We start from the raw sequence: 12,417 nt of genomic DNA on the forward strand, positions 1-12,417 counted from the left end.
AACAACCTATGATCCAAACAGAGCCACATCAACCAATGACATTGGCCGCCTTGCGACCGAACCAACTGATAATTCACCAGATCGTCCAAAGCGCTATTTTCGGTCACTTAGATTGAGCATTGTGGAGCGAGATCCTTGATCTGTTGTCGTTCGGCATAAATTTGAGCCAATAACTCGATTACCTACCGAAAGATTTACAACATCCCGCCAGAACCTTGCATCTAAATTGTGGTAGCGGACATGGCGAATTTATCACGGTAAATCATCACGGTAAATCATCACGGTAAATCATCACGGTAAATCATCACGGTAAATCATCACGGTAAATCATCACGGTAAATCATCACGGTAAATCATCACGGTAAATCATCACGGTAAATCGTCACGGTAAATCGTCACGGTAAATCGTCACGGTAAATCATCACGGTAAATCGTCACGGTAAATCGTCACGGTAAATCATCACGGTAAATCATCACGGTAAATCGTCACGGTAAATCGTCACGGTAAATCATCACGGTAAATCATCACGGTAAATCATCACGGTAAATCATCACGGTAAATCATCACGGTAAATCATCACGGTAAATCGTTACAGTAAAAATGTGAAAAGCGGAGATCCGGGAGGAACCTGCTCTATCTCCAGCGGGCTATTTTGCATTCTCCAAAGAAGACCACTCAGTGAATCTGGACTCTCTAAGTCGATTCCAACAAGCGCAGGGCCAGTCTCTCGGTTACTTTTTTTGACGTACTCAAAGACAACAATATCTTCTCCGTCAGAAAGAACCTCCTCTAGAAATCTTCGAAGTGAGCCAGGTTCTTGGGGAAAGGTTACCAAAAAGTAGTGGCGTAACCCTTCGTGCACCAGGGAACGCTCCAGAATCTCTGAATAACGACTTACGTCATTATTTCCTCCGGACAAAATCGCAACGACAGCTCCCTTTGACCTATCGATCGCAATTCGAGAGAGTGCTGCAGTGGCTAGAGCGCCTGCGGGCTCTGTGATGATTCCCTCGTTTTGGTAGAGCTCTAACATCTCAGTACAGATAGCACCCTCTGGAACCAAGACGATCTCGTCTACGAGATCACGCACTATCGGAAATGTGAGATCCCCAACCCTGCCAACAGCCGCACCATCTACGAACGAATCCATTTGCTCTAGCGCGATTGGACCATTATTGGCAAGCGCCTTTGTCATGGAAGGTGCCCCCGTTGGTTCCGCCCCAATAATTGTGATATCGGGCCTTTGGCTGCGCAACCACAGAGCAATTCCAGCTATCAGCCCTCCCCCGCCAACCGGCACGACCACAGTAGACACATTAGGAGTGGGAAGTTGCTCTAAGAGTTCAACCCCTACAGTCGCCTGACCAGCAATAGTGCGAGGATCGTCAAATGCATGGACAAAGACCGAGCCGCTGCGAATCTCATCACGGCGAGCAGCAAGACTTGCATCGTCGTAGCTATGGCCGCCGATAACTATCTCGACCCAGAGACCCCCAAATTCCATAATTTTCTGTCTCTTTTGCCGAGGAGTAGTTGCCGGAAGAAAGATCTTACCTTTGATGCCGAGCTTATTGCAGCTATAGGCTACGCCTTGAGCGTGGTTACCCGCACTAGCACAGACGACGCCCATTGCTCGCTCTTGGTCACTTAGGCTAGAGATGAAGTTGTAAGCTCCCCGTATCTTATAGGAGCGAGCCAATTGAACATCTTCGCGCTTGAGCAGGACGTCAACGCCAAACTTGTTAGTTAATCGACTGCTGTGATCTAGCGACGTTCTCTTCACGACGTCTGATAAGAGCTGAGCCGCCCGCTTGATCGAATTTACATCTAGAATTTCCGACATCGTTCTCATCCCACCAATTGGCTAAATCTAGGAGTTTTCCCTCAGTTGATTCTATGTCAGATGCTCCATCCCGCATGTGAATAACTTTGCTTTCAAGTAAAGCGAGGTCCCAAGCATCCTTGGGATATCACGTATCCCAAGCAATCGTGGCCTAATCAAATAGAGATGGGGTCCTTTATTACCTATACAGTCCAAAAGAGCGCTACGTAGCGGAACCACCAGAGCAAAAGAGAAAGCATCTAGTGACTGTTGCTCAAAGCTAGCAAGTTGCTTGAGGTGACTGTCGACTTAAAATCTCTTATGAGCCCTCTAATTCGCCAGAGGAGCCCACAATGAATATTCCACAAACCTCCACTAACACAGCACTCCCACTTGGGATTAGCTCGTTGTGGATCACAATTGTGATGTCGCCATCGCGCGGATACCTTGGAAGATTGGGCCTAAGCTAGCCAAATAGAGCGCTTGTCTAGTCCATCTTTGGTCAACAGTTAGATAACTTCTGGTTCCATCTAATCAAGGTTTTATCCAAGAGGATAACCGCGAAAGATGAAATTCACCAAGCTACCACCCAATGATCCTTGTCGGCTTTACTTTAGACCCCTCAACATGATCGAACCTAGATGAAGTGGAACCTTGTCAGTAAGGTCGCTAACCTGCGACCGACATGAAAAACCATCTGCCACTACAACCGCATCGCTAGGTGCCTCATTGATCTGAGAGATAATAGATCTTTGTGCGACTCTGACTGATAGATCGTAGTGAGAGAGTTCCATCCCAAAGTTTCCAGCCATCCCACAGCATCCAGTCACTGTCAAAAGATTAGCACCAGTTGCTTTAAGCAACTGAAGGTCATCGTGGACTCCTATGTCTGCATATTGATGGCAATGAGGCTGCCAAATCAAGGTTTCACCTCTTAGATTGGGAGGTTGCCATGAAGATCTGGGACTATTGGCAACTCTCATCAGAAGCTCCGCCAAAGTCACCGTAGCGTCACAGACCGACTTCGCACCTTCGCCTTTATGGAGTTCCACCAGGTCGCTTCGGAGAACACCTGCGCATGACGGCTCGAGTACCAACACCAAATAACCAGAGGAAGTTAGTGGAAATAGCCATTCAACAAGGCGTCGAAGCTTTCTTCGAGCTATCTCAAGTTGGCCAGTAGAGATCTCAGTAATAGCCATAGAGAGCTCCTTTGGCGCCACCACTACCTCTATCTCCAGTGTTCTCAACAGTTCCAAACAATCTTCGAGAACCCATGGAGAAAAGTGGTTATTGAACGGATCCACCATCAAAACTACTCGCGACATTGACCCCTTCGAGGAGGCACCAGAAAGACTCTTTGGTCCCAATCTCTCATCGTCTAATCCTCCTTCTTGGGGGACCCCACGACCTAAAGCAGATCCCGAAACGGAGTTACCTTTGAGGGTACTGACAAACGACCTTTTAGCAAAAGGTGGCAGCGTTCGTCGTCGATCGATACCCGCAACCTTCTCCATTGCCAACTTAGCAAAGTCATTTGTCAGTACCTTGTTCGCCAAATTTGGGAAAGCTCCTCCTAGCTCCGCCCAAAAGGAGAGGCGACCTAACAGATAATGATTCATCGGCCTCATGCGATGATTGTAAGCGTTGAACAAAACCTCTGCCTTGTAACGGGCCATGTCGACGCCAGCAGGACAGTCCCTGGAACATGCCTTGCAGGATAGGCAGAGATCTAAGGCTTCATGTACCTCCTTGGACCGCCATCCACCTTTCACAAACGTTCCATTTAACATCTCTTGAAGAACTCGGGCACGACCACGAGTCGAATCTTTTTCATCCAATGTTGCGACGTAGGATGGACACATAACGCTATCGTTAGCCCCTTGGGCTAAACGACACTTACCCACGCCAACGCATCGATGAACTCCGGCTCCAAAGTCACCGCCATCGAGAGAAAAACCAAATCCTTTCCTTCGTGGAAATTCTCGCACTCCCTCTAGCCGAAGCGAATCATCAAAGGCGGCAGGTTCGACCAGTACGCCCTTATTCATCACATGATTGGGATCAAATAAGCCCTTAAACTCCGCAAATAAGGAGATCATCTGCGGAGAATACATCTTTGTCAGAAGCTGACTCCGAGCGCGACCATCGCCATGCTCTCCCGAAAGCGAGCCATCATAGGAGACCACTAAATCACTAGCACTCTCCATAAATGCCCTAAAGCGTTGCGGATCAGACTCTAGGTCAAAGTCGATCCGCGAATGGATGCATCCCTCTCCAAAATGGCCATAGATCAGGCCGTCAAAACCAAATTCACCAAGCAGATCCTGGAAGTCGACGAGATAATCTCCCAGTCTAAAAGGAGGAACTGCTGCATCTTCGAATCCTGGCCATGCCGCTTTACCAGCTATTGTCCGTCCGGCCAAGCCTGCACCGTCGTCTCGAAGTCGCCAAAGCATCCTCATCGCGGTCGTGTCACGAACCACAATAGAGTCTATGACGCCGCTGGTTAGGGTGACTGCTTTAGCGCTAGCGAGAGCCTCCGATAAAGTTTCTCCTGCGCATTCAACAAAAAGCCAACCTTTGCCCTTAGGCAAAGTTGCCGAGACACCTACTCGCTTTGGGCCACTGCGCAACCGCTCGAGCAGCCGCGAGTCAAAGCCTTCTATGGTTTGAGGAGCCATAGCCGCAATTGCCGGCGCGGCATAGGCCGCAGTGATCATATCGCTATAGCCAAGGATCGCTAGGACAACTACCTTTGGCGCTTCTATCAATTTCAAGGTTGATTCAATTACCCCTACGGTAGTACCCTCGCTACCAACCAAAGATCGAGCTAGCCGCCCCGGATGGCCTGAAAGAAGATCCTGCAGCGAATAACCAGATACTTGACGTGGAAAGCGCCCTAATTGAGCGCTGATCAATCCTTCGTGGTCAGCTATCAACTTGGACAATCCTGGGACAACCTCTAAATCATCTTTAGCTTGAAACACACGGCCTCGACCATCGACCACCTTGAGGCTAGCCACATTGTCTTGGGTCTTTCCATAAGCAATGGAATGTGCCCCACAGGAGTTATTGCCGATCATTCCACCAATCGAGGCACGCGAATGAGTTGAGGGATCTGGACCAAACAAAAGACCAATTGGACTTAGGAAACTCGCCAATTCATCTAAGATCAAACCGGGTTGCACCGTCGCGGTCTTGGCCTCTGGATCGATATCTATAACCTTGTTCATATATCTCGTCGTATCCAATACGATTCCTGAACCAATTGAATTACCAGCGACAGATGTTCCACCTCCACGCATAGTAATCGATAGACCCGTCTCGTTTGCGACGTCAATGGCACCTAAGACTTCATCACCCGATCCTGGGTAGACAACCGCACTCGGAACTATTCGATAGTTAGAGGCATCGCTAGAGTACTCGGCCCGACGTCTCTTTGAGATGTCGACGTCTTTGACTCCATTTGAGAAAAGCATCTCCACCAAGGTTTGCTGGAAGCCGTTACTGGAACTTTTTCGCTCGAGTGGCTTTGAACCGTCGCGCAATCTACTCACCACATTCCGTCTCTGAATTCATATGAGCCTAGAGCCAAAAACTCTACCCTTGGTGAGTCTAGAAATCCTATCTCTAAAAGAAACGGCGAAATATACTTCTGAAAGATCCTGGCTGCACCTTGAGATCCAAGATGGAGAAAAGCGCTAACCCTGTCTTATTCTCCTCGTAGAGATAAAAAGGCGTGCCACACCTGCCGAAGCAGAAAGTGACACGCCAAGGGTAGAAAACTAAGGTCTAACTGAACCATAAGGCCATGGCCAACCGAGACCTTAGCCCTAGTCCGAGTGTGTAATCAAAAGTCACCTCACTCGAACGATCATTGCCCGCGGGGTCGAGGCTCTATTCCCCAGAACCATCGTCTCCGGCAAGAATCTTATATATCGCCTTGCGAGCTGCGATTAAAACTTCGAGAGCTCGCTTTTGTTGATCCTTAGTTCCTGCCTGAAAGACCTGCATCAAGGCTGAAGCAAATGCGGCACCTTCACGCCTGATATCGAAAAATATCGTCTCTGGGCCGTTGGCCATCTCCTCCCATGGAGGCGCGCTTCGTGGATTCTCCGCAAGATATTGTTGTCCTGCTTCGCTAAGACTGTAGATCTTCTTTCCATCCACAACCGAAAGGGTAATCAAACCCTCATCTTCTAATGCCTGAAGCGTGGGGTAAACAGAACCTGGGCTGGGTTGCCAAACTCCATTGCTTCTGGCCGATAGCTCCTGAATAATCTCATATCCATGGCGTGGCGCCTCTGCTATCAGGGTCAAAATACCAAATCGCACATCACCTCTACCAACCTTTGGACCCCGTCCTGGTCCAAAACCGGGGCCAAAGCCTGGCCCAAAACCTGGGCCAAAACCGCCACCGAATCCACGTCCAAACCCTCCGGGACCGCCGTGACCTCGGTGGCCAAATCCTTCTCCACGATGATCATGACGATGATCTGACCTACCGCACCCGCATCCTCTACCTTCACAATTATGCATATCAAATTTCCTTTTCTCTAATCTTTATCTTGTAATCAATATTATCACGATATATCGCAACTCATACTTAAAGCAATCTTTAAATCTAAAAGTTCCCATCGTATAGAAGGATTATCACCAATGGGAAAAATTGCTACTGCGCAGCAAATTCACCTTGTCGTAGATCTAACTCCACAAACCGTGCGTCGGATTGAAATTTGACTACAATTTCAGCAATTCATTGGGTAGCCAGGTCAAAAAGATCCCTTCCAACACAAACACCCAATCCCCGTCAGGTTCATGGCACGTTAAAGCCTGTTCTTTGGATTTTGGTTATCCAATTAGAGATAGAGCAATCGAAGAAATTTTGATACTCGGCCTATCCATTCATATGGCTATCAATAGGGGCGTTAGAAGGCTATATGGGACCATAGTTCACTAAAACTAATGTCAACCAACTGCTCTAGCCCGTCTCTAAAATCCAGAGAGCTAGAAGACCACTCATCATTTATTGGTCCAAATAGAAAACCACCTCTGAATCGGTCTGATTTAGGGGGTTGGCGACTACTCGGTCTAGGGTGACTGGAGCGATCTTCCCTCTACCGCTCCAGTCAAACCGGAAGTGAATCTCTCGATTCATCCGCCTTCCTGCTCGCTACTGCTCTGTGTTGGCTCATCCTCATTGCTGAGTTGGCTAGTTCGCTGCAGTCCATTCGACTGTGTTGCCAGCAACTGGGGTTACCCACTAAGAGTAGACACTGACTTAAGCAGTTTTTGCTCTTACTTCTAAGGCTAACTCATAATTGACTGGTGAGATGTTCTTAGGTCTTCGAATGTCGCCGTTTGCTGTTGTAAAAATTCTTTTACCACTTTATTCCAGCTCTTAATTCAGAGATGTCTTTGAAGACATGTCTCAAGAAGTATTCATGCTTGAAGACCGACCAGAAGGATTCAGCACTGGCGTGATTGTAACAGGATCCCATTTGCGCCATGGAGCGAATGATTCCATTTTCTTTACAGAGAGGGGATTCTGTGCGACGATCTAAGAATTGGCTTTCTCGATCGCTACGGAACACCGCTCCTCGGCAATTGCTACCTCTGGTATTAATTGCCTGACCTAGAGCTTCTAGCACTATCTCGAGCCTCATATTTTCATAAGACGCTATGGCCAAGCACTCTTCCTCGTTTACTCCAACATAAGTGCTCGTCTCTAACCTACACACAGATATGCAGATCTATCACCTATCTTCATGCAGGTGATGTCGGAGGGTCAAACGCTATCTAAAGGTCCCTTGTCAAAATTCCTATCAAGAAAAGTCTCTTGGATATGTGGCCTTAGAGTCACAAATAGTGGTCACTACTTTTTAGTAGCTTTGGGCTAACTTAGGATATTGAAAGCTCACGCATCTTTTCTGCGACAGTGTTATGGCTAGTTGGCTCACCTTGTAATTACAATTGCGCCGTTATCCTTGGTGCTCCGTAGATACCTATTGACTCTTGTTAGTGGATTTCAAGAATTTTAATCTTCAGAGTCTTTGTGGCCAACTCAGTGGAACATTGTCTATCTTTGACTTGCCTCCACTTGTAATAGCCAGCCCGAGAGACCTCAAGTAGTCTGTCCATCTGTAGATATTTGTAAAGTTCGCTCACTTACGCTTCCGTTGATGCAAATCTCTCTTGCTTGGTGGATTCTCATGCGTTGTACGCGGCTGTTTTTCTAAAAGAAGGTCTTGTCCTTCTGCAATTCTGCCACCTCCCTTGACACCTAGGGCTCACGGTGAAGTCGTATGAGCTATTGGCGTTCAGCAGTACTCAGAGGCTATTTGCTTGTGATTTCGCTAGCTTCGATGCGTCGACGTTCATCGCGGTGTTGCCAGCGGCGTTTAATTGACCCACCTTAAACGGTATTTAATTGACCCACCCCCCCCAACAAGACTCTCTGTGGAGCTACAAAAACCACAGAGGAGGATTCAATTGCTGAAGGGTGGATCATTAATGAACTTATTAGAACTTAGAGCCAAAGGACACGTTTATCTCGAGAGGAGTAAATCAGCGCGAACGATAAGCCACCCACGCTGACATGGCTTGGCGCTCAGTGAGTGCCTCGACGTCGCTTCGTACGTAGCCCGCGAGGTTGACCAGATCATCGAGCAACCATGCAGGCGCGAGTGTGTCGTCGGTTGTGGGATGCGACGGCGCGGTACGGCGCTTCTTCGTAAGACTGGCTTCGAGAAGGGCCAACACCTCTTCGAATGTTTTGGTTTGAGGACCTTCGGGCAGTGTAGCTACCCGTCGACGCATCTCGGTGTAGACCTCGCTATCCTTTCGAGCGCCAACGGCCCAGATTTCACCAATGTCGACGATTAGCTTTCCGGTATCGTCAAAAGTCACTCGCCACACAATGCGCCAGTCCCGATCACCCACGGTCAACTTGCGATAGCCGTGTAGTCCGCCGCCGAGAGGGGCGCCCGCTTCGGGGTTCCTCTCGATGAGCAAAAACTTCTTCATCGCCCATTCGAGCGCAGGGCGATTCTTCTTTTGCAGCGCAACCAGGTCGTCAATCGCGCCTTCGGTGAAGCGAAGCTCCGTATGATGCGCACTGGGGTGACGATCGGTTCTCCGAGATGACGGTTCGTCTCTTTGACTACCTTTGGACGGAGTCACTCTCGACCAGCGGCCAGGTCCTCAGCAACTTCTCGTTCGAGAACGGCTCGATCAAATCCGAATCGAGAGAAGACGTTGTCGAGTGAAGTTCGTTCACCGTTGTCGGTGGCGGTACGGATAAGAACGACCGCAAGATCGCGTAAGTCCCGTTCGGCCTCTTGGTAGCGATGGAGTTCGCTCACTCCGATAATCGCCGCGACAGGACGGTGGTTGCGCTCGACCGTAATTGACGAACCGGATTCGGCGTCACGAGCTAGTCCGGCGATGCCGCGTTTGGCGGCGTCACTAACGGAGATGATGTAGTTGGGTGTGCGGGTCACAAAGAAAAGTATACATGAATCTGTGCAGATTCTGTCGTCAGATACGCAAGCCATTCGAAGAGGCCAGTCGGTCAGGCTACTTGGACGCCAAAACATCCAAAGATGCTGGTCCTCAGCCGGTAAAGGTTAGATTCCGGTTCTTATTGTGTGACCCAAGGTCCATTCGTCGTGCTTATCACAACATTCTGCCTGGCAGATCTCCTACCTCTTTTCCGTTCGCTCTCAAGGTCGAAACCGGCTTAGCCTGAGGGACAGACGTCGCGTCTATGCCGGTCACGAGGGAATACTCGGTGGAAGCGACACTTTGCTTGGCAAAGTCTCACAACTCTTGAGTTATACACCCTATATGTTGTATACTGTCCTTTTGTGGGAAGTGAATCTCGAATTCATCGAGTCCTGGCTCTATGACCTTGATCAGAACTCTTACGAACAGGTTATTGCTGCTTTAGAGTTGCTCATCGACCGAGGCCCACAACTTGGACGTCCGTTGGTCGATACCGTGAAGGCATCACGTCACAAGAACATGAAGGAGTTGCGTCAAGGATCTAGAGGGCGTTCTGAGTTGAGGATTCTCTTTGCCTTCGATCTAGAACGAAACGCAGTTCTTCTAGTGGCGGAAGACAAATCGAGAAGTTGGAAGAAGTGGTATGAAGTGAACATCCCAGTTGCCGACAACCTCTTAGATGAGCACATTGGGAAACAAAAAAGGAGGAATTTGATGACAAAGAATTTGGAGCATATGCTGGCCGGACGTCCGGTCAACCGCGAGGTTGTGGAGGAGCACAAAAAGCGAATGCTTACCGAAGTTCGGTCTTACCGCCTTCGTGAACTGCGCGAAGCTTCTGACGTCACCCAGGTAGAACTCGCTAGTCGCCTGAACGTCAGTCAGAATCGCGTTTCACGTATCGAACATGGCGACATCGAACGCACACAACTCGACACTCTACGCAAGTATGTCGAGGCATTCGGCGGTGAATTGAGAGTTGAAGTGGAGATTGGCGACGAACGTTTTCTGATCGCATAACCGCTGTATCAATCACTCAGGCCGGATCAAACTGAGCTAGATGACGTGGTAACTTCGCAAAACGGTGGTGGCAACATGGCAAGGACATAGCCACAATTGCTGACGAATGGCAGATCGCAACACTTCGGTCGGTCGGTCGGCTGAGAATTTATTAATGCACGACATTTGCATATCAAATATTTACAAAAGGATACTTATATACAAAAACCCTAGGGTTTTTGCCAGAATATCGGCGTGGTGTAAACAAAAGTCAGGTTGCTGAAGCGGTTGGCCGAGATACTCCTTGGTGGCGAGACCCAAACTGGGCGGTAATTGATAGAGATTTGCGCGAATCAGACGCGTCACAACTTAGCTACTATCCCTCAGCTCTAGACGATATCCGCATTGGCGGTCTCTACATGCTCTACGGTCCTCGACGAGTTGGTAAGTCTGTATTGGTAAAACGCACAGTCCAAGCGCTTCTTGACCAAGGAGTGAATCCACGTCAAATTATTCGGGTAACCGTAGATGTGAGGTTCCGTTGCATCTGAGTGATAAATGGTGAGTCTACTCACTAGATGCACCTTTTTCAAGGTTCATCCCTCGGGCTTCATTCTCACTCGCCCGAGGGTCGTTCTTGCCTCTTTGAGCACCGCCAGTATTGCTAGCGGTCTTATGTTCTCTCTTGCGATGATGAGTCAACCCATCATCGCAACTGCCGCCTGTACCAAATGGCCTGGCCCTACTTTCGGCAACCACCCCATGAAAGCCCAGGTCATGACCATATTGGTGTCTGGATTTGGGCACTACAGTTGAGCAATCACCTTCTTGGTTCGAGCTAGGGTATCTACTACTCCAAGAATAGAGTAGATCTCTTTTTGGGTAGAGTTTGGAGTAGAGGAGATACGAAGGTTATGTAGACGTTTGTTATCATCTAACATCGTTACGTTCAAGCGGCTATGGGTAGACACTTGAGCAAGAATGCTGTGAACACTTCTTTTGTCACCGGCTTGAGATAAGCTAAGTGCAATTGCTCCATAGAGGTGATAAGCAACTACTGAGATAAATAGATGAGCAGCGGTACGACTAGCTAGTTGGTGATAGATCGGTCTCATCCCTAGATTGCTCTTTAGGGCTTTGAATGCATCCTCTACCTTTGTTAGGGTCATATAGAGCTTCCAGATCACTTCTGGTTCTAGATCGTTCCTATTGGTCTCAATCACATATGCACCATAGAGAGTCTCAGCTGCTTCTTTTACTTTTGGTTTCTCAGTCAAAACCAGCTCTGAACCTTCTCGCCGGTATCGTCACATAGCTGCAAATAGTACGCTGACTGACTCTAGTGCATCTCGGTATTGCTCGAAATCTCCGGTGAGCGATACTTTCCTTGTTGGGTTACCTTCGTCAAGAAGAACTTTACACCCAGTTAGTTCGGACACTTTCTGAGCCTGTGCTTTTGTCCGCATTATCGCGATCATGAGCACACCGCATCAATAGCACGCTGAGCTTTGTTAGTAGCCGAACTGCGACCGTAGAGGCGGACACAGAGAGACGTGAGCAGTTCCGTGACATCACGCACTAAGTCATCGTCTACCTCGGCTGGATCTACCACAACCAATTTCCTGGACTGAGCCTCAAGTGCAGCCTCTATATATTCAGCTCCAAACCGGCAGAAGCGGTATCTGTGTTCTACCAGAATCGTGTCTACTGTTGGGTCTTTAAGTAACGACAGAAACTTTCGCCTATGTCCGTTAAGGGCCGAACCAACTTCGGTTACTACGCGATCTATTGAGTACCCGTGCTCTGTAGCCCAAGTGAGAACTCTGGCAACCTGGCGATCTAGGTCTGATTTTTGATCTACAGAAGACACTCGTGCATATATGACGGCAGACTTAGATACGGACGGTTGAGACTCTAGATCTCCCACCAATATGGGTTGCCCTACTTTAGCGCAGGGACAGGCAGAGTACCGGCACGATACCACTTATATGCCGTTTGAGGATGTATACCTTGGGACAGTGCCCACTCACGTAAGTTCATTACATATCGTTATAGAACATCTTTGTGCCAACTGTTACAACCCCAT

At 48.6% G+C, this 12,417-nt stretch carries 10 protein-coding genes and 2 pseudogenes; 3 read left to right on the top strand and 9 right to left on the bottom strand.

What is annotated here, in order from left to right; genetic code table 11:
* Positions 1–590: 590 nt before the first annotated feature.
* From ilvA to ACIDITHRIX25_RS92315, 5 genes are all read right to left on the bottom strand, one after another.
* Positions 591–1,853: a threonine ammonia-lyase IlvA gene (gene ilvA, locus ACIDITHRIX25_RS92295; RefSeq protein ID WP_407071676.1), complete on the bottom strand. Its 1,263-nt coding sequence runs from the start codon at positions 1,851–1,853 to the stop codon at positions 591–593.
* Positions 1,854–2,431: 578 nt separating this feature from the next.
* Positions 2,432–5,305 (bottom strand): FAD-binding and (Fe-S)-binding domain-containing protein, encoded by a 2,874-nt coding sequence (locus tag ACIDITHRIX25_RS92300; protein ID WP_082058590.1) that lies wholly within the window; start codon positions 5,303–5,305, stop codon positions 2,432–2,434.
* Between the two features lie 418 nt (positions 5,306–5,723).
* A complete protein-coding gene (locus ACIDITHRIX25_RS92305; protein ID WP_082058588.1) occupies positions 5,724–6,365 on the bottom strand; it encodes a PadR family transcriptional regulator in 642 nt (213 codons plus the stop codon).
* Positions 6,366–8,393: 2,028 nt separating this feature from the next.
* Positions 8,394–9,008, bottom strand: coding sequence for a type II toxin-antitoxin system RelE/ParE family toxin (locus ACIDITHRIX25_RS92310; RefSeq protein ID WP_052607161.1), 615 nt, complete (start codon positions 9,006–9,008; stop codon positions 8,394–8,396).
* Entirely contained in the window at positions 9,005–9,328 is a 324-nt protein-coding gene (locus ACIDITHRIX25_RS92315; RefSeq protein ID WP_052607168.1) for a type II toxin-antitoxin system Phd/YefM family antitoxin, read from the bottom strand. The genes ACIDITHRIX25_RS92310 and ACIDITHRIX25_RS92315 overlap by 4 nt, the downstream gene beginning before the upstream one ends.
* Before the next feature lie 346 nt (positions 9,329–9,674).
* Here ACIDITHRIX25_RS92315 and ACIDITHRIX25_RS92320 point away from each other — a divergent pair.
* From ACIDITHRIX25_RS92320 to ACIDITHRIX25_RS92330, 3 genes and pseudogenes are all read left to right on the top strand, one after another.
* Positions 9,675–9,998, top strand: a pseudogene (locus tag ACIDITHRIX25_RS92320) (type II toxin-antitoxin system RelE/ParE family toxin); the annotation flags it as partial.
* Positions 9,999–10,046: 48 nt separating this feature from the next.
* Positions 10,047–10,352, top strand: a complete 306-nt coding sequence (locus ACIDITHRIX25_RS92325) for a helix-turn-helix domain-containing protein (protein WP_052607169.1) — start codon at positions 10,047–10,049, stop codon at positions 10,350–10,352.
* Positions 10,353–10,570: 218 nt separating this feature from the next.
* Positions 10,571–10,882 (top strand): ATP-binding protein, encoded by a 312-nt coding sequence (locus ACIDITHRIX25_RS92330; RefSeq protein ID WP_052607162.1) that lies wholly within the window; start codon positions 10,571–10,573, stop codon positions 10,880–10,882.
* Positions 10,883–10,898: 16 nt separating this feature from the next.
* Here ACIDITHRIX25_RS92330 and ACIDITHRIX25_RS92335 read toward each other — a convergent pair whose 3' ends face one another.
* From ACIDITHRIX25_RS92335 to ACIDITHRIX25_RS92350, 4 genes and pseudogenes are all read right to left on the bottom strand, one after another.
* On the bottom strand, positions 10,899–11,138 hold the full coding sequence (locus tag ACIDITHRIX25_RS92335; protein WP_052607163.1) for a hypothetical protein: 240 nt from the start codon (positions 11,136–11,138) through the stop codon (positions 10,899–10,901).
* Positions 11,138–11,608, bottom strand: a complete 471-nt coding sequence (locus tag ACIDITHRIX25_RS92340) for a hypothetical protein (RefSeq protein WP_052607164.1) — start codon at positions 11,606–11,608, stop codon at positions 11,138–11,140. The genes ACIDITHRIX25_RS92335 and ACIDITHRIX25_RS92340 overlap by 1 nt, the downstream gene beginning before the upstream one ends.
* Positions 11,609–11,638: 30 nt before the next feature.
* Complete coding sequence (locus tag ACIDITHRIX25_RS92345; RefSeq protein ID WP_201732840.1) at positions 11,639–11,809, bottom strand: hypothetical protein; 171 nt, start codon at positions 11,807–11,809, stop codon at positions 11,639–11,641.
* A pseudogene (locus tag ACIDITHRIX25_RS92350) lies at positions 11,806–12,371 on the bottom strand (IS607 family transposase). The gene ACIDITHRIX25_RS92345 and the pseudogene ACIDITHRIX25_RS92350 overlap by 4 nt, the downstream one beginning before the upstream one ends.
* Between the last annotated feature and the right edge of the window lie 46 nt (positions 12,372–12,417).

The organism is Acidithrix sp. C25 (assembly GCF_904848545.2).

Bases quoted from the DNA above. Each gene is read 5' to 3' on its own strand.
- ACIDITHRIX25_RS92305 (WP_082058588.1), bottom strand. From the start codon at position 6,365: ATGCATAATTGTGAAGGTAGAGGATGCGGGTGCGGTAGGTCAGATCAT.
- ACIDITHRIX25_RS92300 (WP_082058590.1), bottom strand. From the start codon at position 5,305: ATGCTTTTCTCAAATGGAGTCAAAGACGTCGACATCTCAAAGAGACGT.
- ilvA (WP_407071676.1), bottom strand. From the start codon at position 1,853: ATGAGAACGATGTCGGAAATTCTAGATGTAAATTCGATCAAGCGGGCG.
- ACIDITHRIX25_RS92345 (WP_201732840.1), bottom strand. From the start codon at position 11,809: ATGATCGCGATAATGCGGACAAAAGCACAGGCTCAGAAAGTGTCCGAA.
- ACIDITHRIX25_RS92325 (WP_052607169.1), top strand. From the start codon at position 10,047: ATGACAAAGAATTTGGAGCATATGCTGGCCGGACGTCCGGTCAACCGC.